Source organism: Allobosea sp. 05T422_2 (assembly GCF_056396265.1).
The window spans coordinates 1-23,568 of the sequence record NZ_JBFTLD010000083.1 but is presented as its reverse complement, the minus strand read 5'-3'; the positions used below and the strand labels follow the sequence as shown (position 1 = coordinate 23,568).

General features: G+C 63.7%; 25 protein-coding genes. 13 read left to right on the top strand and 12 right to left on the bottom strand.

Annotation, left to right across the window (positions count from 1 at the left end; genetic code table 11):
- A partial coding sequence (locus AC1DJT_RS16275; protein WP_476834434.1) for an adenylyltransferase/cytidyltransferase family protein occupies positions 1-123 on the bottom strand: 123 nt, incomplete at its 3' end.
- A gap of 54 nt (positions 124-177) precedes the next feature.
- Positions 178-366 (bottom strand): hypothetical protein, encoded by a 189-nt coding sequence (locus AC1DJT_RS16270; protein WP_441505527.1) that lies wholly within the window; start codon positions 364-366, stop codon positions 178-180.
- A 165-nt stretch (positions 367-531) separates the two neighbouring features.
- Between AC1DJT_RS16270 and AC1DJT_RS16265 the strand changes: the two genes are divergently transcribed.
- Entirely contained in the window at positions 532-2,406 is a 1,875-nt protein-coding gene (locus AC1DJT_RS16265) for an ABC-F family ATP-binding cassette domain-containing protein (protein WP_476834431.1), read from the top strand.
- A 150-nt stretch (positions 2,407-2,556) separates the two neighbouring features.
- On the opposite strand, the gene AC1DJT_RS16260 is transcribed toward AC1DJT_RS16265, so the two are convergent.
- From AC1DJT_RS16260 to AC1DJT_RS16250, 3 genes are all read right to left on the bottom strand, one after another.
- On the bottom strand, positions 2,557-2,823 hold the full coding sequence (locus AC1DJT_RS16260) for a hypothetical protein (RefSeq protein WP_441505526.1): 267 nt from the start codon (positions 2,821-2,823) through the stop codon (positions 2,557-2,559).
- A 134-nt stretch (positions 2,824-2,957) separates the two neighbouring features.
- Positions 2,958-3,410, bottom strand: a complete 453-nt coding sequence (locus AC1DJT_RS16255) for a DNA polymerase III subunit chi (protein WP_441505525.1) — start codon at positions 3,408-3,410, stop codon at positions 2,958-2,960.
- Positions 3,411-3,457: 47 nt separating this feature from the next.
- Entirely contained in the window at positions 3,458-4,951 is a 1,494-nt protein-coding gene (locus AC1DJT_RS16250; protein WP_476834433.1) for a leucyl aminopeptidase, read from the bottom strand.
- 162 nt (positions 4,952-5,113) lie between these two features.
- Between AC1DJT_RS16250 and lptF the strand changes: the two genes are divergently transcribed.
- From lptF to rsmA, 5 genes are read left to right on the top strand one after another with little or no spacing between them, the layout of a single operon-like run.
- Entirely contained in the window at positions 5,114-6,307 is a 1,194-nt protein-coding gene (lptF, locus tag AC1DJT_RS16245; RefSeq protein WP_476834430.1) for an LPS export ABC transporter permease LptF, read from the top strand.
- Entirely contained in the window at positions 6,307-7,395 is a 1,089-nt protein-coding gene (gene lptG, locus AC1DJT_RS16240) for an LPS export ABC transporter permease LptG (protein ID WP_476834429.1), read from the top strand. Before lptF ends, lptG begins: the two co-directional genes overlap by 1 nt.
- Positions 7,396-7,453: 58 nt before the next feature.
- Positions 7,454-9,961, top strand: a complete 2,508-nt coding sequence (locus AC1DJT_RS16235) for an LPS-assembly protein LptD (protein ID WP_476834428.1) — start codon at positions 7,454-7,456, stop codon at positions 9,959-9,961.
- A gap of 49 nt (positions 9,962-10,010) precedes the next feature.
- Positions 10,011-11,027, top strand: a complete 1,017-nt coding sequence (gene pdxA / locus AC1DJT_RS16230; RefSeq protein WP_441505524.1) for a 4-hydroxythreonine-4-phosphate dehydrogenase PdxA — start codon at positions 10,011-10,013, stop codon at positions 11,025-11,027.
- Positions 11,024-11,878, top strand: a complete 855-nt coding sequence (gene rsmA / locus AC1DJT_RS16225) for a 16S rRNA (adenine(1518)-N(6)/adenine(1519)-N(6))-dimethyltransferase RsmA (protein ID WP_441505523.1) — start codon at positions 11,024-11,026, stop codon at positions 11,876-11,878. The genes pdxA and rsmA overlap by 4 nt, the downstream gene beginning before the upstream one ends.
- 9 nt (positions 11,879-11,887) lie before the next feature.
- Here rsmA and gmk read toward each other — a convergent pair whose 3' ends face one another.
- From gmk to mltG, 3 genes are all read right to left on the bottom strand, one after another.
- Positions 11,888-12,535, bottom strand: coding sequence for a guanylate kinase (gene gmk / locus AC1DJT_RS16220; protein ID WP_476834427.1), 648 nt, complete (start codon positions 12,533-12,535; stop codon positions 11,888-11,890).
- Between the two features lie 6 nt (positions 12,536-12,541).
- Positions 12,542-13,423 (bottom strand): YicC/YloC family endoribonuclease, encoded by an 882-nt coding sequence (locus AC1DJT_RS16215; protein ID WP_476834426.1) that lies wholly within the window; start codon positions 13,421-13,423, stop codon positions 12,542-12,544.
- Positions 13,424-13,607: 184 nt separating this feature from the next.
- Positions 13,608-14,840, bottom strand: coding sequence for an endolytic transglycosylase MltG (gene mltG / locus AC1DJT_RS16210; RefSeq protein WP_476834425.1), 1,233 nt, complete (start codon positions 14,838-14,840; stop codon positions 13,608-13,610).
- On the opposite strand from mltG, the gene AC1DJT_RS16205 reads away from it, so the two are divergent.
- Positions 14,833-15,063 carry a hypothetical protein gene (locus AC1DJT_RS16205; protein ID WP_441491848.1) on the top strand — a complete coding sequence of 77 codons (231 nt, stop codon included), beginning with the start codon at positions 14,833-14,835 and terminating at the stop codon, positions 15,061-15,063. The genes mltG and AC1DJT_RS16205 overlap by 8 nt on opposite strands.
- A gap of 44 nt (positions 15,064-15,107) precedes the next feature.
- Here the strand turns inward: AC1DJT_RS16205 and fabF are convergent, their stop codons facing one another.
- From fabF to fabD, 4 genes are all read right to left on the bottom strand, one after another.
- Positions 15,108-16,373 (bottom strand): beta-ketoacyl-ACP synthase II, encoded by a 1,266-nt coding sequence (gene fabF, locus AC1DJT_RS16200; RefSeq protein ID WP_476834432.1) that lies wholly within the window; start codon positions 16,371-16,373, stop codon positions 15,108-15,110.
- A gap of 45 nt (positions 16,374-16,418) precedes the next feature.
- Positions 16,419-16,652 carry an acyl carrier protein gene (locus tag AC1DJT_RS16195; protein WP_476834424.1) on the bottom strand — a complete coding sequence of 78 codons (234 nt, stop codon included), beginning with the start codon at positions 16,650-16,652 and terminating at the stop codon, positions 16,419-16,421.
- Between the two features lie 256 nt (positions 16,653-16,908).
- Positions 16,909-17,646 carry a 3-oxoacyl-[acyl-carrier-protein] reductase gene (gene fabG / locus AC1DJT_RS16190; RefSeq protein ID WP_476834423.1) on the bottom strand — a complete coding sequence of 246 codons (738 nt, stop codon included), beginning with the start codon at positions 17,644-17,646 and terminating at the stop codon, positions 16,909-16,911.
- A 38-nt stretch (positions 17,647-17,684) separates the two neighbouring features.
- Positions 17,685-18,629, bottom strand: a complete 945-nt coding sequence (gene fabD / locus AC1DJT_RS16185; protein ID WP_441505520.1) for an ACP S-malonyltransferase — start codon at positions 18,627-18,629, stop codon at positions 17,685-17,687.
- A 324-nt stretch (positions 18,630-18,953) separates the two neighbouring features.
- On the opposite strand from fabD, the gene rpsF reads away from it, so the two are divergent.
- From rpsF to AC1DJT_RS16155, 6 genes are all read left to right on the top strand, one after another.
- On the top strand, positions 18,954-19,406 hold the full coding sequence (gene rpsF, locus AC1DJT_RS16180) for a 30S ribosomal protein S6 (RefSeq protein ID WP_113518472.1): 453 nt from the start codon (positions 18,954-18,956) through the stop codon (positions 19,404-19,406).
- A gap of 3 nt (positions 19,407-19,409) precedes the next feature.
- Positions 19,410-19,655: a 30S ribosomal protein S18 gene (gene rpsR / locus AC1DJT_RS16175; protein ID WP_038367644.1), complete on the top strand. Its 246-nt coding sequence runs from the start codon at positions 19,410-19,412 to the stop codon at positions 19,653-19,655.
- A gap of 141 nt (positions 19,656-19,796) precedes the next feature.
- The gene (locus tag AC1DJT_RS16170; protein WP_476834422.1) at positions 19,797-20,744 is read left to right on the top strand and encodes a DUF2232 domain-containing protein; all 948 of its coding nucleotides are present in this window, start codon (positions 19,797-19,799) and stop codon (positions 20,742-20,744) included.
- Between the two features lie 26 nt (positions 20,745-20,770).
- Positions 20,771-21,337: a 50S ribosomal protein L9 gene (rplI, locus tag AC1DJT_RS16165; protein WP_441491852.1), complete on the top strand. Its 567-nt coding sequence runs from the start codon at positions 20,771-20,773 to the stop codon at positions 21,335-21,337.
- Positions 21,338-21,503: 166 nt separating this feature from the next.
- Positions 21,504-22,991 carry a replicative DNA helicase gene (locus AC1DJT_RS16160; RefSeq protein ID WP_069880684.1) on the top strand — a complete coding sequence of 496 codons (1,488 nt, stop codon included), beginning with the start codon at positions 21,504-21,506 and terminating at the stop codon, positions 22,989-22,991.
- Positions 22,988-23,568 (top strand): alanine racemase (locus AC1DJT_RS16155; RefSeq protein ID WP_476834421.1); only part of this gene is annotated, 581 nt, incomplete at its 3' end. The genes AC1DJT_RS16160 and AC1DJT_RS16155, both read left to right, overlap by 4 nt.

Below are 23,568 nucleotides of genomic sequence, written 5' to 3'. Positions count from 1 at the left end.
GCCCGGGTGGACCCCAATAGCGAGCACCAGCCTGTCGCATAGCCGGCAAGCACCAGCGATCACATCGGCATGGCCATTGGTGATCGGGTCGAAGGATCCAGGATAGAAAGCGGTTCTGCTCATGGGACAGCGTTACCCTCGGGGCATCCTTGCGGCAAGCGCGGCAGCGAACCGGCTCTATCTGAACGACGTMGTCCCGGCATCCTGCTGCGGCACGGACTGCCAGGTCACGGACGGCTCGGTGCGACGATCGACCAGAAGCGCGCTCAGCGCACCGGCGCTGCCCAGGATCAGAGAGACGATCGCCAGGGCAGCTGCGGTCGTGGAGAAGCGCCGCTGAACCATATGCCGGGGGCTGAGATGCATCGGTTTCTCTTTGCGAATCATGGATATAGACGCAATCCCATGGCTGAAGGGCAGCTCCGGCGGAGCCGTGGCTGCTTCATGTCAAAAACATGATTGGTCTTTCGATCGCGTTAGCCCGCAGCGTTAACCATTGCTTGCCATGGCTCCAGGCCCTAAATCCGCGCCATGCTCACGCTCAACGATATCACCTACAGGCTCGGCGAACGGCTGCTCCTGGACCGGGCCAGTGCGGCCCTGCCGGACGGATCACGCGTCGGCCTCGTCGGTCGCAACGGCACCGGCAAGACCACGCTCTTCCGGATCATTACCGGCGATCTCTCGCCTGAGGGCGGTTCGGTCAGCGTGCMGAGGGGCATGCGGATCGGTGGCGTCGCCCAGGAAGCCCCCGGTGGCCCGGAATCGTTGATCGAGGTCGTGCTCGCAGCCGACACCGAGCGCGCGGCCCTGATGAAGGAAGCCGAAACCGCGACCGACCCGCTGCGCATCGCCGAGATCGAGACCCGGCTCGCCGATATCGGCGCGCATGCCGCCCCGGCCCGGGCGGCGACCGTCCTGCACGGGCTCGGCTTCGATGAGGCCGCGCAGCAACGCCCCTGCTCCGATTATTCGGGCGGCTGGCGCATGCGCGTTGCTCTCGCTGCCGTGCTCTTCGCCGAACCGGATCTGCTGCTGCTCGACGAGCCGACCAATTATCTCGATCTCGAAGGCACGCTCTGGCTCTACGACTATCTGGAGCGCTATCCGCACACMGTCCTGGTGGTGAGCCACGACCGCGAACTGCTCGACACCTGTGTCGATCACATCCTGCATCTCGATCAGGGCAAACTCACCATCTATCGCGGCGGCTATTCCTCGTTCGAACGCCAGCGTGCCGAGAAGCAGATGCTGCTCGCGAAGCAGCGCGAGAAGCAGGACGCCGAGCGTAAGCATCTCCAGGCCTTCGTCGATCGCTTCAAGGCCAAGGCCTCGAAGGCGCGCCAGGCGCAATCGCGCGTCAAGCGGCTGGAGAAGATGGAATCGATCGCGACCATCGTCGACCGTGACGTGCAGCCATTCAGCCTTCCGGGGCCGGAGCGGCCGCTCTCGCCACCCATGGTGGTGCTGGATGATGTCAGCGCCGGCTATGGCGAGCGCAAGGTGCTGTCGCGGCTCGACCTCACTTTGCTGCCGGACGATCGGATTGCGCTGCTTGGCTCGAACGGCAACGGCAAATCGACCTTCTGCAAGCTGATCGGCGGGCGGCTCCCACCCCTGTCAGGCGATCTGCGACGTTCGTCGAAGCTTCAGACCGCCTATTTCGCCCAGCATCAGCTCGACGAGCTGCGGATGGAGGAAACGCCGGTCGCGCATCTGCGCGACCTGATGCCTGATGCGCCGGAAGCCAAGGTGCGCTCGAAAGCGGCTCAGATCGGCTTTCCCGCCAGCAAGGCGGATACACCGGTCAAGAACCTGTCCGGCGGCGAAAAGGCGCGGCTGATGCTCGGAATCGCGGCCTTCGGTGGCCCGCATCTGCTCATCCTGGACGAACCGACGAACCATCTCGACATCGACAGTCGCACCGCCTTGGTCAAGGCTATCAACGACTATCCCGGCGCTGTCATCCTGGTCAGCCACGACCGCTTCCTGATCGAAGCCTGCGCTGACCGGCTCTGGCTCGTCGGCGACGGCACGGTGAAGAATTTTGACGGCGACATGGAGGATTATCGCGCCTTCGTCCTCGGAGGCGCCAAGGCAGCCCGTCGCGAGAAGCCCGCAGAGACGGCGAATACCAACAGCAAGGCCGAAGAACGCAAGGGCGCAGCCGTCAAGCGTGTGGCCCAAGGGCCGCTGCGTCAGAAGCTCAACCTGGCCGAGGCACGGATCGCCAAGCTGACCGGATTGATCGAGAAGGTCGATGGCGTGCTAGGCAACGGTGCAGCATTCGCCCGCGATCCGGAAAAAGCCCTGCAGCTCTCGCGCCAGCGTGCGGAATTGTCGGAGGCACTGACGGCCGCGGAGGAAGAATGGCTCGGACTGAGCGAGGAACTCGAGAACGCCTGAAGCGGCCCAGACGATAGGCTCGGGCGAAATCCGAACTATCGTCCGATGCGTAGATCATCCGATCGGATCGCGTATCCGGTCCGATGATCTAAGCTCCTGTGGTGGAATCGGCTTGCTCGAACACCGCAATCCACTGTTCGGGCCGATGCTTCAGCCCTCCCCTTGTCCCGGCTTTACGATTCGGCTGAGGCGGTTGTCGGTGAACATATAGATCTCGCGGCCGCCGGGCTCGGAATAGAGCACCTGCACCTCGCGCTGGCCCTTGCCGCTCTCACCGATGAGGACATCGGTCGGCCGGCCCCCCTTCAATTTCACGAGTTCGCATTCGGTCACGCCCAGCGCGATCTCCCTTGGCAGTGGACGCGTCGACGGATCGAGCGAAACCTCCGCCTCGCAACCGCCATCGGCGGTCAGCATGGCTTCCTGAGTGGATGCGCGGGCTGAAGCGCTGCTGGTTCGCGTACCGCTGGAATCCTGAGTGAAGGAGAAACCGCCAATATCGACGGAACATCCGCCCAGAGCCACAGCGCACACGAACAGAACAGGCACTCTCACGCTTTTTTCTCCCAGCGACCGGTTTCGTCCTGCTGCCAGTAGCTGGCCGTCGCGCCTGTGGCGCGAACTGCCTTCCAATCCTCGCGCGCAGCCGCAAGCGCGTCGGGGTCGTCGCCGTCGAAGATGAGGACGACGCGCTCGTAGTCCTGCAATGCGTCGGGAATACGGATGCCGTCAGCGCAGATTCTAACCTGGGCCGCGTTGGGATTATGGGCCTGTGTCGTCAGCACTACCGGATTGGTCGGTGCATCCGGCTCGCTCGCCATGACATGCGGCAGGAAGCTGTCATCCGCGTAGGTCCACAGATGATCGTCCAGCACGCTCGCCCGCTCGGAACTGGAGACCTCGATGACCACCTTCTGGCCGCGCGACAGCGCCCGATCGAGGATGGTCGGGAGAACCTGCTCCAGCGGACGCGACTGAAGATGGAAGAACAGGACTTCCGTCATGAAAGCCCTTTCTTATCAGAGCATTGCGAAACAATGTTTCGAGTGAATCAGGACTCGTAATGATTCGCGACGAGCCGGTCGAGGAGGCGCACGCCCCAGCCCGAGCCCCAGGAGCGATTGGTCTCGCTGTTTGGCGAGCCCATGCCGGTGCCGGCGATGTCGAGATGCGCCCAGGGCGTTTCATTGACATGCCGCTGCAGGAACTGCGCAGCAGTGATCGAACCGCCATAACGCCCGGCCGAGTTCTTCATGTCCGCGAACTTTGAATCGATCATCTTGTCGTAGGCTGCGCCAAGCGGCATGCGCCAGACGGTTTCGCCGGTGGCCTTGCCAGCGACTGCCAGTCGCTCGCACAACTCGTCATCATTCGAGAACAGCCCGGCATTCTCCTGCGCGAGCGCTACCAAAATCGCTCCTGTCAGGGTTGCCAGGTTGATCATGAAGCGCGGCTTGTACTTGTCCTGCGTGTACCAGAGCACATCGGCGAGGACGAGCCGCCCCTCTGCGTCGGTATTGATGATCTCGATGGTCTGCCCTGAAAGCGAGGTGACGATGTCACCGGGGCGTTGGGCGTTGCCATCCGGCATGTTCTCGACCAGCCCAATCACGCCAATCGCATTGACCTTGGCCTTGCGCGCTGCGAGCGCATGCATCAGTCCGGTGACGCAGGCGGCTCCGGCCATGTCCCCCTTCATGTCCTCCATCCCGGTGCCCGGCTTCAGCGAGATGCCGCCAGTGTCGAACGTGACGCCCTTGCCGACGAAGGCGACGGGCCGAACTCCGGGTTTGGCGCCATTCCAGCGCATGACGACGACGCGGCTCTCCCGGCGCGACCCCTGGCCAACGCCAAGCAAGGCCCGCATGCCGATCTTCTTGAGTTGCTTCTCATCGAGAATCTCGACCTCGACACCAATCTTCTCAAGTTTGGCGGCGCGTTCGGCGAATTCTTCGGGATAGAGCACATTCGGCGGCTCGTTCACGAGATCGCGAGCAATCTCGACGCCGCCGGCGACAGCTTCGCAGGCCTTGAGGGCCTTCTTGAGAGCGGCAGGGTCGGGGGTGCGCAGCGTCACGGTGATCGGATCGGCATCGTCGGCTTCGCGGGTCTTGGTTTTGTAACGGTCGAAGACATAGGCCCGGAGCCGCAACCCGAGAGCGACCGCGGCTGCTTGCTCGGCACTGATTTCAACGTCAGGCAGAGCGATGATCACATCGGCCGAGCGGCCACTGCCAAGCTTGCCCGCAACAGCCCCGCCAAGCTTGGCGAAATCGAGCTTATCGTGATCTGCATCAGGTCCGACCCCGATGACGACCAGCCGCTCATACCCGGCCCCGTCCGGCGCCAGCAACGTCATCCCGGAAAACACCTTGCCCTTGAACTTGTCGGCTGCCGCAGCCCTGGCGAGCAGTGCATGAGCGCCCTCTCCGAGCCAATCCTCGGCAAGCTTCGCCGGGGTCAGCTTGTCCGACACGAAAATGACGAGGTCCTGCCCGCCGATGGTGTTCAGGGCTTTGACCTCAAGCTTCAGGCGCTGCGACATAAGCTGCTCACAATTGGCGGGAATAGGGCTCTTCAGGAAGGTCGTGAACATGATGCGAACGATTCCCGTTTGCGCCATGATCGTGGCTATACCATAGGGAGTGTTTGGCGAACCGTCCAAGGGGAGCCTCGAACTGCCCTCGGTTTCACCGGAAGCTAACGCGTGCGTCTTCTCCGTCTCGACCGCTACATCCTGAAGATCGCCGCGGTCGCAGCGATCGTACTTCTGATCGGGCTGACCAGCGTGATCTGGGTGACGCAGGCCCTGCGTGAGGTCGACCTGATCACCGGCAAGGGCCAGACCATCTACATCTTCTTCACGGTGACACTGCTTTCGTTGCCGGCGCTGATCGCGGGCATCGCACCGGTCGCGCTGTTCATGTCGACGCTCTACACGCTGAACCGGCTGAACGGCGATTCGGAGTTGATCGTCATGAATGCGGCCGGAGTCGCGCCMTACCGGCTGACCCGCCCGTTCATCGTGCTGACGCTGGCGACCTCCCTCMTTGTCGGCTGGATGGCGATTTCGGTCATGCCGTCGGGGTTCCGGGCGTTGCGGGACCTGATCACGCTGATCAGGGCCGATTTCGTCGCCAATGTCGTGAAGGAAGGCCAGTTCGTCTCACTCGATTCCGGAGTGACGTTTCACTACCGCGAGCGTTCGGGTGACGCGCTGCTCGGCATCTTTATGCAGGACCGCCGCGACCCCAGCCAACCCTCCGTCTACATCGCCGAGCGCGGCCGGACAGTGGAATCGGACGGCAACAGCTTCCTGATGCTGGAGAAGGGTACCATCCAGCGCGAAGCCAAGAACAAGGAGTCGACTTCGATCATCTCCTTCGAGCGCTACGCGCTCAACCTGTCGGCTCTATCGGGCGAGTCGACAGGCGGCGATGGCGAAGGCAATGGCGACAGGGTGATCTACAAGCCACGCGAACGCACGACCTGGGCCTTGCTGCGACAGGACCCCAATGAAGCCTATTACAAGCTGCAGGCCGGGCGGTTCCGCGCCGAACTGCACAATCGTCTTTCGGCGCCGCTCTACCCGATCGCGTTCATGCTCGTCGCCTTCGCCGCCCTCGGCGAAGCGCGTACGACGCGTCAGGGCCGCAATGTCGCGATCCAGGCAGCGATTTTGATTGTCGGTGCGGTCCGCATCGGCGCCTACGCCGCGTGGACCGCCAGCGTCAGATCGGGTTTTGCAGTCGTCCTGCTCTACCTTCTGCCCCTGGTCACAATCATCTGCTCTACGGCCCTTATCATGTTTGGCGCGTCGCTGAGGCCGCGGCTCAACAAGCTGTTCGAGCCGATCATCCTGTCGCTATCCGCCCTGCCCTCTCGCCTGCGTCGCGCCTGATGCTGCTTGTCTCGACCTTCGGCCGATACCTGACGAAGCGCTTCACACGCGCCATCATCAGCGTGTTCAGCACCTTCTTCTTTCTGATCCTGACGCTCGATTTCGTCGAGCTGATGCGCCGTGCCGGCGATTCGCCGCTCGCGACGACGCCGCAAATCATCAGGCTCGCGCTGTTTCGCGCGCCTGCGGTGGCGGAGCAGATCTTTCCCTTTGCCGTGCTGTTCGGTGGCATGTTCGCACTGCTGACGCTAAGCCGGAAGCTTGAGCTCGTGGTGGCCCGCTCCGTGGGCGTCTCGGCCTGGCAATTCCTGCAGCCGGCCGCATTGGTCGCAGCAGTGATCGGCTTTGTCTCGATCATGATCTACAACCCGCTCGCAGCCGAACTGAAGCGCAGCGCGACGGCCCTCGAAGCCAGGCTCTTCGCGAGGAGTACCCAGGCGTCCGGAGCGCAGGAAATCTGGATTCGCCAGCGCAGCGTCGACGGGCAGGCGATTATTCGCGCTGCGGCAGCCTTGCCGGACGCGTCAGGCCTCTCCCAGGTCGCTGTCTTTAGCTTCGATGCGAATGGCGGCTTCAACGAGCGCGTGGAGGCAAGGGAAGYGATCCTGCATCGCGGCTATTGGGAATTGACCGATGCACGCGTCGTGTCTGCCACGGAAGAGCCACAGAGCTACACGACCTATCTGCTCGCGACGACTCTGGAGCCCGACCAGGTGCGGCAAAGTTTCACCCCGCCCGACGCTGTTGGGTTCTGGTCGATGCCGACAGTGATCGAACGGACGCAGAAGGCCGGCCTTGATTCCACGCGCTACGAGCTGCGCTACCAGTCGCTCAAGGCGCGGCCGCTTCTGCTCGTTGCCATGATCCTGGTGGCGGCATCCGTTTCCTTAAGATTTTTCAGATTTGGTGGTGTTACGAGATTGGTGATAGGTGGCGTGGCGGCCGGGTTCGTGCTCTATGTCGCGACGCAGCTGTCGGAAGAGCTCGGGGCATCAGGGATCGTCAATCCCATGGTGGCCGCGTGGTTGCCGGCGGTTGTGGGGACGATGCTTGGGGCGCTCGCTCTCCTTCACCAGGAAGACGGGTAACTAGTACTGTGCCTATGGTTAATTTTGGATTGAGCATATGGCCTCTGGCGTGAGACGCATGGCTCGTTTTGCCGCGGCGACCGCCCTCGCCTCGAGTTTGGCCTATTGCCTGACGGCAGGAGGGAGCRCTTTCGCGCAAGCTCCGGCGAAGCCGCAGGAACGCATGGTCGTCGACGCGCGCGAGTTGGTCTACGACAACAAGAACAACAGCGTCTCGGCTGTCGGCGACGTCCAGATTCTCTATCAGGGCCGTACGATCGAAGCCGACAAGGTCACCTATGACCGCGCCAGCAAGCGCGTCATCGCCAGCGGCAATGCCCGGATCACCGAATCGAACGGTACCGTCATCACCGGCGACCGCTTCAATCTGACGGACGATTTCCGCGACGGCTTCATTGATTCGCTGCGCGTCGTGAACCCGGACAAGACGCGGTTTACCGCTCCGCGGGCTGAACGTACGGACGGCGAGACCTTCGTCTTTGAGAAGGGCATCTACACCGCTTGCGAGCCCTGCAAGGACAAGCCCGAAAAGCCGCCGCTCTGGCAGGTCCGCTCGGCGCGGATTATCCATAAGAAGTCCGAGCAGACGATCTATTACGAATCGTCCCGGCTGGAATTCGCCGGGGTTCCGATCGCCTATATCCCGTACATGTCGGGCCCGGACTCGACGGTGAAGCGCAAGAGCGGCTTCCTGTCGCCGGCCTTCATCAACACCAGCGCGCTCGGCTTCGGTGTTGGCCTGCCCTATTTCTTCAACCTCGCCCCGAACTAYGATCTCACAGTCACGCCAACCTATCTCTCGCGGCAGGGATTCCTTGGCCAGGCCGAGTGGCGTCACCGGCTCGTCAACGGGTCCTATAACATCCGTGCAGCCGGCATCTTCCAGGCGGAGCCGGATGCGTTCCAGCCGACGCCGTACGGCGCGCGCGACAGCGATTTCCGCGGCTCGCTGGAAACCACTGGCAAATTCTATTTGAATCCGCGCTGGACCTACGGCTGGGACGTCGCGATGTCGACGGACCGCTGGTTCTGGAAGAACTATCGCATCCGAAGCGAGAGCATCAGCTCGACGACCTACCTGCAGGAATCGATCTCTACGGGCTATCTCAACGGCCAGAGCCCGAATGCCTGGTTCGACCTGCGTGGCTATTATTTCCAACCCCTGACGTCGTCCGATTGGCAGAAGCAGCAGCCGCTCGTCCTGCCGGTATTCGACTACAACAAGCGGGTGCACAAGCCGGACGTCATTGGCGGTGAACTGGCGTTCAATGTGAACGTCACAAGCCTCACGCGGGACGCCGCTGCCTTCCAGCAGATTCCGGCCCAGAAGAACTTCCTGATCACGACGCCGAACCCGCTCTATGATGGCTGCGCGGTCTACCAGAAAGACCAGTGCCTGGTGCGCGGCATCGGCGGTTCGGTGGCGCGCGCAACAGCGGAAGTGTCCTGGCGGCGCAATTTCATCGATTCGCTCGGCCAGGTCTGGACGCCGTATGCGTCGGTTCGCGCGGATATCTTCTCGGTCAATCCGTCGACGACCGGCTTTTCCAACGCCAACGTTTCCTCGATCTTCAACACATCCGACGATGTCTTCGGGCGCGTCATGCCGGCGGTCGGCCTGATGTACCGCTACCCCTTCGTGGCCAAGACCTCGTGGGGCACGCATATCATCGAGCCAGTCGCCCAGTTCGTTGCACGTCCGAACGAGACGAATGTCTTGCGGGTCGCCAACGAAGATGCGCAAAGCCTCGTCTTCGACGACACCAACCTGTTCGAGTGGAGCGGCAAGTTCTCCGGCTATGATCGGGTCGAGGGTGGCACGCGAGCGAATGTCGGCGCGCTCTACACAGGCCGTTTCGGCAAGGAGGCCTACGCCAATTTCCTTGTCGGCCAGTCCTTCAATCTCGCCGGGCGCAATTCCTTCGCACAAGCCGACCTGGTCAATACCGGCCTGGATTCAGGTCTCGAAACGACGCGGTCCGATTTCGTCACCCGCGCGCAAATCTCGCCGTTCAAGAACTTCTTCCTGTCCGGCGCGGCGCGGCTGGACGAATCGACGTTCGAGGCGCAGCGGATCGATGCAGGCGCCACCTACAGCAATGGCGTGGTATCGACCTCCGTGACCTATGGCCGCTATGAGCCCCAGCCCGAGTTGGGCATTCCGCGGCGGCGCGAGGGTCTCGGCCTGAACGGCTCGCTCGGGATCGCGCAATACTGGCGCGTCCGCGCCGGGGTCCTGTTCGACCTCGACAAGTACAAGTTCGACCGCGAGCGGTATCGTGATGCCTTCGTGGCAGCCCAACTCGATCCCGTAGCCCTTGCGGCACTCACCTATCCCAAGACGGGCCCGTTCCAGCCCGCCTCGATGAGCTTCGGCATCAACTACACCGACGAATGCACCGTGTTCGACATCTCCTATTCGCAGTCCTATGCCGACCGGCAGTCCGGCGCCACGAAGGATACGCGGACGGTGATGTTCAAGCTCGAACTGCGCACCTTGGGCGAGATCAGCTACTCGCAGAACCTGGGCCAGGGCTCGACAGGCGACGGCGTCGCCGCTCGCTGAGGGTAGAATCAGGATTACTGCGAGCGAGCCGGTGCGGGTGGAGAAGAACGTGTCACCGCGACTGCTCGCTCTCACGCAAGGTGATCCGGCAGGGATCGGCCCTGAGCTGGCCTTGAAAGCCTGGGTGCTGCGGGAGCCCGCAGCTCTTCCGCCGTTTGCTTGYATTGCCGACCCCGGTCTTTTGGAAAGCCTGTCACGACGGCTGGGCCTCGATGTGCCCATCGTTGGCTGCGCCTGGCATGAGGCAGAGGCGCTTTTCGAACAGGCCCTGCCCGTCATTGCGCTTGAGAAGACCGCGATCGTGGTATCCGGACATCCTGATCCGGCCACGGCTGCGGGGACTATCGAGGCGATCGATCGCGCCGTCGCCGCGGTGCGCGAAGGACATGCGGCCGCGCTGGTCACCAATCCCATTGCCAAAAGCGTTCTTTACGCCGCCGGTTTCAGGCATCCCGGCCATACGGAATATCTGGCGCATCTTGCGGCGGATGGAGGCAGGACGCCCCACCCCGTGATGATGCTMTGGTGCGAAGATCTGGCGGTTGTTCCGGTAACGATCCACGTGCCGCTCAGTGCAGTACCATCGCTGCTGACGACGGATCTGATTGTCGAGACGGGGCGAATTGTCGCTCGCGAACTGGCCTCCCGCTTCGGAATTCCGCAGCCACGGATCGCACTGAGCGGGCTGAATCCGCATGCGGGAGAAGGTGGAGCGCTGGGCGAGGAGGATGCTGCGGTGGTGGCGCCAGCCGTCGCGCAGCTCAAGGCGTTGGGAATCGACGCAAGCGGTCCTTATCCTGCCGACACGATGTTCCATTCCCGCGCCCGTGCCGGGTACGATGCGGCACTGGCGATGTATCACGATCAGGCACTGATCCCGATCAAGACGATTGCCTTCGACGAGGGCGTCAACGTGACACTTGGCCTGCCCTTCATCCGTACCTCACCGGATCACGGAACGGCCTTCGACATTGCAGGCCGCGGCATTGCCCGCCCCGACAGCCTTTGCGCCGCGCTGCGGCTGGCAGCCCGCATGGCGGCCCATTCCGAAAGCCGCCTGCCATGAGTCAGATCGACACGCTGCCGCCGCTGCGCGAGGTGGTCGAACGCCACGGCCTGATGGCGCAGAAGTCGCTGGGCCAGAACTTCCTGTTCGATCTCAACCTGACAAGCAGGATCGCCCGCGCCGCCGGGCCACTCGATGGCGAGACTGTGGTCGAGATCGGCCCTGGCCCAGGTGGACTGACGCGTGCTTTGCTCGCTAACGGGGCTGGACGTGTCATCGCGGTCGAGCGTGATCGACGTTGCCTGCCGGCATTGGCCGAGATCGCCGCACATTACCCGGGACGGCTTGAGGTGATTGACGGCGATGCGCTTGCCGTCGACCTCTCCTCTCATCTTGGCGGCTCGCCCGCCCGGATCATCGCCAACCTGCCCTATAATATCGGCACGCCGTTGCTCGTTGGCTGGCTCAGCCAGGAACCCTGGCCCTCCTGGTGGAACTCGCTCACGCTGATGTTCCAGCGCGAGGTGGCCGAGCGCATCGTTGCAACCCCGGAGCAGCGCGCCGATTATGGCAGGCTGGCCGTTCTCGCGAACTGGCGTTGCGAAACCAAGATCCTGTTCGACGTGCCCAGGTCCGCTTTCGTGCCGCCGCCGAAAATCACGTCCTCTATCGTTCAACTCGTGCCGCGACTGAGGCCGGAGCCCTGCGAACAGAGATTGCTGGAGCGTGTCACGCTGGCTGCTTTCGGCCAGCGCCGGAAAATGCTGCGCCAGAGCCTCAAGGCCGTGACGCCTGATCCGCAGCCGATGATCGAGGCCGCCGGCCTGTCGCCAACGGCGCGCGCAGAGGAAGTGCCCGTTTCAGGATTCGTGCGCCTCGCCAACGCCCTGGCTGGGCTGAAGGCCGGATAGCGGCGCACCCTACGCGATTGCTTCGCTGAGGAGCCCGGCGACAAATTCACTCATACCAATCGCGCGCGAACGCTTCAGGCGTTCGGCGGTGAGGATCGCGCGGACCGATTCATAGGCAGCACCGAGATCGTCATTGATGATGACGTAGTCGTAGACGCTCCAACGAGCGATCTCGTCGCGGGCGTTGTCGAGTCGCTTGGCGATGACCTCAGGCGCATCCTCGGCGCGACGCACGAGCCGAGAGCGCAGTTCCGCCATGGATGGCGGCAGGATGAAGATGGCGACGACATCCTCGCGCGCCTTTTCGAGGATCTGCTGCGTGCCCTGATAGTCGATGTCGAAGAGCACATCGCGGCCGGCCTTCAGTGCATCCTCGACGGGCTTGCGCGGGGTCCCGTAGCCATTGCCATGGACCTCGGCCCATTCGAGCAGATCATCGCGCTCGCGCAACGTCTCGAAGGCAGGGCGGTCGATGAAGTGATAATGGACGCCATGAATCTCGGAGGGGCGCTTGAGCCGGGTCGTGACCGAGACCGATAGATCGAGATTGGTTTCCTTCTGCGACAGCGTTCGCGTCAGGGTCGATTTGCCCGCTMCCGAGGGAGAGGACAGGATCAACATCAGGCMACGACGGGCCGGGCGCACCAGATCGGCCATCAGCCGTCACTCCACATTCTGAACCTGTTCGCGCATCTGGTCGACGACCGTCCGCAGCTCGAGCCCGATGCGCRACAACCCGGCATCACCGGCCTTGGCGCAAAGCGTCGAGGATTCTCGCCCGAATTCCTGCGCAAGAAAGTCGAGCTTCCGGCCGATCGGCCCGCCCTGATCGAACAAGCCCCGCAACGCGGCAACATGAGCATGCAGCCGGTCGATCTCCTCGCGGATATCGGCTTTGACCGCTAGCAGCGCGGCCTCCTGATGCAGGCGCTGCGGATCGAGTGCCGGGCTGGCATCGAGCAGGGCCTGCACCTGCGTCGCGAGCCGTGCGCGGATCGCTTCCACACTCCGCCCGGGATGCTGCTCCGCCTCATCGGTCAGACGGCCAATGCTGGCAAGGTGGCCTGTGAGAACGGATTCAAGCGCTCTCCCCTCGGCGGAGCGCGCCTCCTTGAGACCCAGGACCACCGCGTCCAGGCCAGCAAGCAAGGGGGCCTCGAGCTGCGCCAGGATATCCTCGTCCTCGTCGGCAATCTCKACCACGCCGCGAATCCCAAGCAGCGCGTCAAAGGACGCCGGACGGATGCTGTCGGAGGCGGGCAGCCTCGCGACGGATTCCAGCAGGCCCGCAAGCACCGCCTCGTTGATACGAGGCTTCGCCGGCCGGGCATCGCTGTTGATCGAGAGATTCACGTGCAATGTACCGCGAGAAAAGGCGGCGCCGAGGCGCTTGCGCGCCGCCTCGGCCAGGGCTTCGAACCCGGAAGGTACCCGGACGCGCACATCGAGGCCGCGCGCATTGACACTGCGGATTTCCCATGCCCAGGCATGAAGACCTGCGGTGCCGGCTGCGCGGGCAAAGCCGGTCATGCTCTCGATCGCCATGGACGCTGAAACTCCCCCCGACGGCTCACCGTGCGATCACAATGCGCAGGATCACCGCTCGACGCTGTATCTGATGCGGCGGGACCGTARTGAGGCGAAACACCGCTCGCAAGTCGCGCTGCACACATAGAAGCGCGAAGATGGGGAGAAATCGGGCGTGACTGCCCATACTCGCCAGAGCCGCTCAGGGGCGCAGTGCTGGAACCTGCTTCKACGAGTTGAGATCGTAGCTTCGGTTCAGCAGCGGATCGCGGTTCGTCCCTTCCGACGCATCGAAGGCGCGCGCGCGCGTTCCCGCCGGACCATCCGCCGACGCACGCCGGCTGCCCCCCACCGTCTCGCTGTCCCCGGACGTCGCATCGGCCGCTCGCGAGGCCCCAGGCGCTTCGGTGCGATTATCCGGCGAGGGCGGCGGTTCCACCTTGTCGACATTCGAATCCGGCGAGGGCTTGCCAGCCTCGCGCCGCTGCGACTCGACCTGCCGCCAGCGGGCGACATTGCGGTTATGCTGCTCCAAGGTCTCGGCGAAGGCGTGCCCACCACTGCCATCAGCCACGAAGTAGAGCTCCTTGGTCCTGGAATGGTTGACCACGGCCTCCATTGCGGCACGGCCCGGGTTGGCGATCGGGCCCGGCGGCAGTCCGTCGATGACATAGGTATTGTAGGGCGTCGCCTGGGTAATCTCGTTACGCTGGATCGCGCGGCCGAGCGTGCCCTTGCCGCCGACGAGCCCGTAGACGATCGTCGGGTCGGATTGCAGCTTCATCTTGCGGTTCAGACGGTTGATGAAGACACCGGCAACGCGCGGGCGCTCGTCGGCGCGGCCGGTTTCCTTCTCGACGATCGAAGCCAGGATCACCAACTCCTGCGGCGTCTTGATCGGCAGGTCGGCAGGGCGGCGACTCCAGACATCGTTGAGGATACGGCGTTGATCGCGCGTCATCCGGTCGACGATCGCCTGCCGTGTGAACCCGCGTGGAAACTTGAAAGTGTCGGGMAGGATGGTCCCCTCGCGAGGCACCTGAATGACGTCGCCCGTGAGGAGATCATTGTCGCGCAACCGCGCGATGATCTGTTCGCTGGTCAGACCTTCCGGCACGGTGATCGAATGCTCGACCGCCTTGCCCTCGGCAATGATGTCGAGAATGTCCTGCTGGCTGGCGCGAGCCTTGAACAGATACTCACCCGCCTTGAGCTTGGTCCAATTGCCGGAGATCAGCGCCGAAACCTTGAAGGTCCAGGGATGCTCGATCAATCCCTCGCGCTGAAGGAGCTCGGCAATTTCGGTGAGGCCGCTTTCTTTGGGAATGATCAGCACACGGTCGCTCGCGAGCGGCCCTGGCGCCTTACCCTGGCTGCCGACCACAGCGATTCCAGCACCGACGACGCCGGCCAAGACGAGCGCAGTCGTGAACAACCCGCTGAGCATGCCGATGAAGGGATTGCGCCTCCTGCGACGCGCMTTCGGCGGCGGAGCAGGCGGCGCCACCGGCTTCAACGCCTCGCTCGGGCTCTTCGGGGCGACGCGGGGCGAAGTGTTCACAGTGCTGGCGCTCGCGTTCTGGTGTCGTGAGGTTCGCCGCAATGCCCTGGCGATGCGACGCATTTCGAGCCTGTCCCGAAATCCGGTGACAGACTAGCAGAAATTATGGCGAAAGCGCGCTGAGCCTCATCGGCCGGTGCGTCAGTCGACGAAACGCCGGATCACCAGCGAGGCGTTCGTCCCGCCAAACCCGAAGGAATTGGAGAGAGCGATCTCGATGCTGCGCTTCTTCGCGACATTCGGCACCAGGTCCAGATCGGTCTCGACGGATGGGTTGTCGAGATTGATCGTCGGCGGTGCGATCTGGTCGCGAATCGCGAGGACCGTGAAGATCGCCTCGATCGCGCCTGCCGCGCCGAGCAGGTGTCCCGTCGCCGACTTGGTCGAGGACATGGCGGGCTTCCGCGGAGCGTTGGCGAGCAGCCGCTCGACTGCCCGCAGCTCGATTTCGTCGCCGAGCTGGGTCGAGGTGCCATGCGCGTTGATGTAGTCGAGATCACCCGCCGTGACCCCGGCACGATCGAGCGCCGCCGACATGCAACGATAGGCACCGTCGCCATCCTCGGCCGGCGAGGTGATATGATAAGCATCACCCGACATGCCGTACCCGACGATTTCGGCATAGATGCGCGCACCGCGCGCCTTGGCATGCTCGAGATMCTCGAGAACGACGACCCCTGCCCCCTCGCCCATGACGAAGCCGTCGCGATCCTTGTCATAGGGACGCGAGGCTTTCTCAGGCGTGTCGTTGAAGCCAGTGGACAGCGCGCGACACGCGCAGAACCCGGCAATGCCGATGCGGTTGATCGCCGATTCGGTGCCACCCGCGACCATCACCTTGGCATCGCCGAGAGCGATCATCCGCGAGGCATCGCCAATGGCATGAGCGCCGGTCGAGCAAGCCGTGACCACTGCGTGATTCGGCCCCTTGAGGCCGTGCGTGATCGAAACATAGCCGGCGGCGAGATTGCTCAACCGGCCKGGAATGAAGAAAGGCGAGAGGCGGCGCGGGCCGCGCTCCTTGAGCAGGATCGACGCTTCATAGATGCCGCCGAGCCCACCAATGCCGGACCCGATCGCGACACCGGTCGCGATCTGGTCCTCATAGCTTTCGGGTTTCCACCCGGCATCATTGAGCGCCTGCGTCGCAGCCGCCATTGCGAAGACGATGAAATCATCGACCTTCCGCTGTTCCTTCGGCTCCATCCAATCGTCAGGATTGAAGGTGCCGTCGGAACCATCGCCGCGCGAAATATTGCAGGCGATCTGGGCGGGAAGGTCGCTCGCGTCGAAGCTCGTGATCGGACCGGCGCCGCTGGCGCCGGAGATCAGACGTGACCAGGTCGGCTCGACGCCGCATGCAAGCGGCGTCACCATGCCAAGCCCGGTCACCACGACACGTCGCATGGTGTAGCTGCGTGGGCTCATGATGCAGTAACGGCCAGAGGCCGATCAGGCGCTCTTCGAGAGGAACTTGACGGCGTCGCCGACCGTGACGATCGTCTCGGCAGCATCGTCCGGAATCTCGACGCCGAACTCTTCCTCGAAAGCCATCACGAGCTCGACCGTATCGAGGCTGTCGGCACCCAGATCTTCAATGAAGTTGGCGCCTTCGACGACCTTCTCGGGTTCGACGCCGAGATGCTCGATCACGATCTTCTYCACGCGCTCGGCGACATCGCTCATGGATCTTTTCCTCAAAGCTTGAAACGCATCGCTGGATCGCGATGCGTGTAGGGAACCGCTCCCGCCACCCGGCACCCCTTCCGGAATGCCGCCGGGGCGGAACTCTTAAGGCTGCACAAACGCAACAACAGGGTTCGCGTCAAGTCCCCCCGAGCACGCGCGCTGCAGCGCGACGGCGCTAGTTAACACACTCGTCGATAGCTGACGAGAGCCGCAAACCGATCTGGGAAGGTTACAAAGAACCTTCTCAAGACCTTCAAATCATTGCCATTCCACCGTTGACGTGAAGCGTCTGCCCGGTCACGTAAGCGGCCTCGTTGCTGGCGAGATAAGCGACAGCTGCAGCAACATCGTCACCCACACCCAATCGGCCCATCGGCACGTCGGCGAGGATGCCTTCGCGCTGCTTGTCGTTGAGCGCCTGCGTCATCGGCGACTCGATGAAGCCCGGTGCAACGACATTCACCGTGATGTTGCGGCTGGCGACTTCCGCCGCCAGCGCCTTGGACATCCCGATCAGCCCGGCTTTCGAGGCGGCGTAATTGCCCTGCCCGGGATTGCCGGTGACGCCGACGACCGAACCGATCGAAACGATGCGGCCATAGCGGCGGCGCATCATCGTCTTCACGGCCGCCCGCGACAGCCGGAATGCTGMGGTCAGATTGACGGCGATCACGCTGTCCCAGTCCTCGTCCTTGAGGCGGAGGAAAAGATTGTCGCGCGTCACGCCAGCATTGTTGACGAGGATATCGAGCCCCCCGAGCTTCTCCTCAGCAGTCGGGACGAGCGCCTCGACCGAATCCTTGTCCGACAGGTTGCAGGGCGCAATCACGACGCGCTCGCCAAGCTCGGCTGCGAGAGCCTCGAGCGCCTCGACCCGCGTGCCGGACAGAGCGACGCTGGCACCGAGGCCGTGGAGCGTGCGGGCGATCGCGCCGCCCAGCCCTCCGGTCGCGCCGGTGACCAGGGCTTTCTTCCCCGTCAGGTCAAACATGCTGCCTCCTCTTTATTTCGACCCGGCATCCTGCCGGCTCACCCGTTCTGGGCACTGTAATTGCGGATATCGTCGGCGGCGCCGAGCGAAACCGCACTCGTGCCGGCTGCGATACGCTTGACCAAGCCGGCCAGCACCTTACCGCTGCCTGCCTCGACGAAACGGGTCACGCCGGCATCGGCCATAGCCTGCACGCATTCGCGCCAGCGCACGGTTCCCGTCACCTGCGCCACCAGCGACGCGCGGATCGCATCMGGGTCGCTCAGCGGAGCAGCTCCGACATTGGCCATCACCGGAACAACCGGCGCCGCCAGAGCGACCCTTGCCAGGGCCTCGCGCATAGCATCGGCGGCAGGTTGCATCAGCGCGCAATGGAAGGGCGCTGATACCGGTAGTGGCAGGGCGCGCTTGACGCCGCGCTGCCCGGAGAGCGCAATAGCCCGCTCGATCGCCGCCTTGCTGCCGGAGAGAACGACCTGTCCGCCACCATTGTCATTGGCAGCTTCGCAGGCCTCGCCTTGCGCTGCATCCCTGGCAATCTCGCGCGCCTGTTCGAGCTCGACCCCGAGCAGCGCTGCCATCGCCCCCTCGCCTGCCGGCACAGCCTTCTGCATGGCGTCGCCGCGAATCCGCAACAAGCGCGCAGCATCCGCAATCGAGAAGCTGCCGGCAGCCGCCAGCGCAGAATACTCGCCGAGCGAGTGGCCGGCCACGAAGGCCGCATCGCGCTGCAGCGACAGGCCCGCCTCCGCCTCAAGGACGCGGATCACGGCAAGACTCACAGCCATCAGGGCAGGCTGAGCATTGGCGGTCAGCGTCAACTCCTCAGCAGGACCATCCCACATGATCGCCGAAAGCTTCTGCGACAGGGCGTCGTCGACCTCGGCAAAGACTGCCCTGGCCACCGGAAAGGCGTCGGCCAAGGTCTTGCCCATGCCGACGGCCTGAGAGCCCTGGCCGGGAAAGATGAACGCGGTTGTCATGCTGAGAAAATCCCGATGTTCATAAATTAGTCATCGCGACGGCGCTCTCACATTGCTTGGGAGGCCAAGTCAAGCTTTGCTGGAGAATTCGCGGCCACCTGTGCAGTGATTTGGCTTGCGGAAATGGCCACGACGCTGTATCAGCCGCCTCCTGTTTGTTCGGCCGGAGGCTGAACGGATGGCGGGCGCTTATCAAGCATCCGCAGGTTCGGCTCTCGAACCGCCATCCCGTGTCTCCGCCTTCGATGAAATCCTGTCGGGCCTTATCCAGGGCTCGGAGGGCTCCGCGCCGAGCGAAACAGGGTAAAACAAAGGAAGGCCATAATGGCATTGTACGAGCATGTGCTGCTCGCGCGGCAGGATGTCAGCGCGCAGCAAGTCGAAGCTCTTGTCGAACAGTTCAAGGGCATCATCGAGGCGAATGGCGGCTCGGTCACCAAGACCGAGTACTGGGGCGTGAAGTCGCTCGGGTATCGCATCCGCAAGAACCGCAAGGCTCATTACTCGCTGCTGAACATCGACGCTCCCTCCGCCGCCGTGCTGGAGATGGAGCGCCAGATGCGCATCAACGAAGACGTCCTGCGCTTCCTGACGATCCGCGTCGAGGAGCTCGAGGAAGGCCAGTCGGCCATGCTGCAGAAGCGCGATCGTGACGACCGCGGCGAGCGCGGCGGTGACCGCTTCGAGCGTGGCGGCGACCGTTTCGATCGCGGCCCGCGCCGTGACCGTCCGCGTCGCGAAGACGAGACCACCGAAACCACCGGCACGGAGGCCTAAGCCATGTCGACCGCTTCCGCCGGCGCCCGCCGCCCCTTCTTCCGCCGCCGCAAGTCCTGCCCGTTCTCGGGCGAAGGCGCTCCGAAGATCGACTACAAGGATGTGCGCCTGCTTTCGCGCTACATCTCCGAGCGCGGCAAGATCGTGCCGTCGCGTATCACGGCCGTTTCGGCCAAGAAGCAGCGTGAGCTCGCCCAGGCGATCAAGCGCGCCCGCTTCCTGGGCCTGCTGCCCTACGTCATCCGCTAAGCGGATTGCGACCCATCGCCGGTGCCTTGCACCGGCGATGGCCGAACCCCTAGTCGCCCAGCGGTGAAATCCCGCCGGGTATGTTGAGGCAAGATGCCTCTCACCCTGCCATTTTCGAGCAGCGGGACAGCAGGACGAAGAATGCTTCCGATCGTCGGCATCGGTGCGGGCCTTGTCTCGGCCCTTCTTTTCGCAGTGGTGATCACCGGATCGCCGCTGGCTATTCTGCTGTATTCCGCAGCCCCTCTTCCGATCTTCATCGCGGCACTCGGCTGGAATCATCGCGCCGGGCTTGTTGCGACCGCAGCCGGCGCGATCGCCGGCATGATCGCGCTCAGCTTTGCCGGCGGGCTGAATTATGCGCTGATCGTCGCGCTGCCAGCCTGGTGGATTGCCTACCTCGCGCTTCTTGCCCGTCATGACGGCACGGGCGGTGCCGAGTGGTATCCGCTMGGTCATCTTCTGGTCTGGATCGCCGCAATAGCCGCGCTGACAACCGTTGGCAGCGCTCTCGTGATGACCACGGACTACGACACCTATCGCACGGTGATCGCACGCGTCATCGAGAACCTGCTCTCCGAGATGGTGCGCAGCCGCCTCATCGCCTTGCCAGCAGATGTGAAGGTTTCCGAGCTTGCGCTGACGCTCGCGCCCGCGGTCCCCGTCGGGATCGGCGCGTCCTTCGTCACGACGATCGTCGCCAATCTCTGGCTTGCGGCCAAGGCAGTGCAGGTCTCCGGCCGGCTGCCGCGCCCGTGGCCTTTCATTCCGGCAACGACGGTTCCCCGCCAGGCGCTGATCCTGCTTGGCCTGGCAATGGCGATAGGCACGCTCGGCGGTTTCATCGGCGTCGCCGGAGCTGCGATGACCGGCGCACTGCTCGCTGCCTTCATGTTCAGCGGGCTGGCCACCATCCACGATCTGACGCGCGGCAAAGCCTGGCGCGGGCCGGCGCTGATCTCGGTCTATCTCGCGCTCGTCATCATGCAGGCCCTGCTGACACCGCTGCTGTCGCTTGYCGGCATCGTCGATTCTCTGCTGGGGCGCCGAAAGGCCCCACCCACCGTTCCACCCATGCCTAACGCCTGACATCAAACACAAGAAGGAGAAGACCAATGGAAGTGATCCTGCTCGAACGCGTCGCCAAGCTCGGCCAGATGGGCGAAGTCGTCCGCGTGCGTGACGGCTTCGGCCGTAATTTCCTGCTGCCCCGCGGCAAGGCGCTGCGCGCCACCGAAGAGAACAGGAAGCGCTTCGAGACGCAGCGCGCCCAGCTCGAGACCCGCAATCTCGAGCTCAAGAAGGAGGCCGATTCGGTCGCCGAGACGCTGAACGGCCACTCGGTCGTGATGCTGCGTCAGTCGGGCGAGTCCGGCGTGCTCTACGGTTCGGTCTCGACCCGCGACATCGCCGAGGCCCTGACCGCGGACGGCTTCAGCGTCGACCGTAGCCAGATCACCCTGAACGCGCCGATCAAGACGCTCGGTCTGCACACCGTTCCGGTCGTGCTGCATCCTGAGGTTTCGGTCACCGTCACCATCAACATCGCCCGTTCCGCTGAAGAGGCCGAGCGCCAGGTCCGGGGTGAGAACGTCACGGCTCGCGAGGAGTTCGATCTCGACGATCTCGGTCTCGAGGTCGGCGCGGCACTGGCCGAGGCCGGCGACAACGACGATCGCTGAGACGACCTCGTCTAACCATGAGTCAAGGGCGCCGTGGCAACACGGCGCCCTTTTCGTTGGAGGGGTGTGAAGATCGGGAGGAAGCCGCATTGCCTGCTGGCATCGGGCGTCAGGGTGCTAGAGTACAGTTTATCCGACTCATCTCAGCCGAGCTTGCCCGCAGATCATGGCCACTGCCACCGCCCTCGTTGCCCGTCTCGACAGTCAAGAGGCGGAGTATCGCGTCCAGCCCCATAATATCGAGGCTGAGCAGGCGCTGCTGGGTGCAATCCTGGTCAATAACGACGCGTTCTACCGCGTCTCGGACTTCCTGCTGCAGGACCATTTCTTCGAGCCGATCCACCAGCGCATCTTCGAGTTGACCGCGAGTTTGATCCGAGCGGGCAAGATCGCGACGCCGATCACGTTGAAGACATTTCTCGCCGAGATCGATCTTGGCGGCATCACGGCCTCGCAATATCTCGCGCGCCTCGCGGCCGAGGCCACGACCATCATCAACGCGCAGGATTACGGGCGCACCATCTACGAACTCGCCATCCGGCGCCTGCTCATTGGCGTCGGTGAGGATCTGGTCAACGTCGCCTATGACGCACCGGTCGAGATGGCGCCTCGCGAGCAGATCGAGGAAGCCGAGCGTCGGCTCTATGAACTGGCCGAGAAGGGCCGCTACGAGGGCGGGTTCCAGAAATTCGATGGCGCGCTTCGCCTCGCGATCGACATGGCGGCGAGCGCCTACCAGCGCGCCGGCGGTCTCTCAGGCATCTCGTCCGGCCTCCGCGATCTCGACGCGCGCATGGGCGGCCTGCAGCGCTCGGACCTGATCGTGCTGGCCGGTCGCCCGGCCATGGGCAAGACCTCGCTTGCGACCAATATCGCGTTCAACATCGCCAAGGCCTGGCGCGGCGAGCGACAGGATGACGGTTCGCTCAAATCCGTCGACGGCGGTATCGTCGCCTTCTTCTCACTCGAAATGTCGGCCGACCAGCTCGCGACCCGTATCGTCGCCGAACAATCGGGCATCTCGTCATACAAGATCAGGCAGGGCCGCATCTCCGAAGGCGATTTCGCGCGGCTGGCCGATGTCGCAAACCAGATCGAGAAACTGCCGCTCTATATCGACCAGACCGGTGGCCTCTCGATCGCCCAGCTGATGGCGCGCGCGCGACGGCTGAAGCGCCAGAAGGGGCTCGATGCTCTCTTCATCGACTACCTCCAGCTGCTCTCGGGCTCGGCCAAGAAGGGCGAGAACCGCGTGCAGGAACTGACCGAGATCACGACCAGCCTGAAGGCGCTGGCCAAGGAACTCTCGGTACCGATCATCGCGCTCTCGCAGCTCTCGCGCCAGGTCGAGAACCGCGACGACAAGCGGCCCCAGCTCTCGGACCTGCGCGAATCGGGCTCGATCGAGCAGGACGCTGACGTCGTGATGTTCGTCTATCGCGAGGAATATTACCTCAAGGGCAAGGAACCGCGTGCCGGCACGCCGGAACATGCGACCTGGCTCAACGAGATGGAGGTGGCCCATGGTCTCGCCGAGTTGATCATCGGCAAACAGCGTCACGGCCCGACCGGCACCATCGCCCTGCAGTTCGATGCCGACGTCACACGCTTCTCCGACCGCGCCGAAGAAGCCCATTTGCCGGAACAGATATGACCGCCTTCGATACCCCGGATGCCGGCATGGCCGGCGCGACACTGACGATCGATCTCGGGGCGCTGGTAGCGAATTGGCGTGCGCTCGGACAGCGTGCCAGCGGGGCCGAGACCAGCGCCGTGGTCAAGGCCGACGCCTATGGCATCGGCATCGAGCCAGCGGTCACAGCTCTCGCCAAGGCCGGCTGCCGGACGTTCTTCGTCGCCCATCTGTCCGAGGGCATTCGGGCACGAGCCGTGGATCCGGACGCGGCGATCTATGTGCTGAACGGCCTCTTGCCGGAAACCTGCGGCCACTTTGCCCTGCACGGCCTGTCACCGGTGCTCGGTTCGCATGAAGAACTGCTCGAATGGGCCGCTTTCCGCCAGGGCGGAGCCGCGGTCAGGTCGGCGGCACTGCATGTCGACACCGCGATGAACCGGCTCGGGCTCTGGGCCGGCGAAGGCTTGAACCTCGCGCGTGAGCGCTCAGGCACGATCACGGCCGCAGGCATCGGTCTTGTGATGTCGCATTTCGCCTCATCCGAGGATGAGGCCGATCCAGCCAACGCGCGACAGGCCGCAGCCTTCGCCGATAT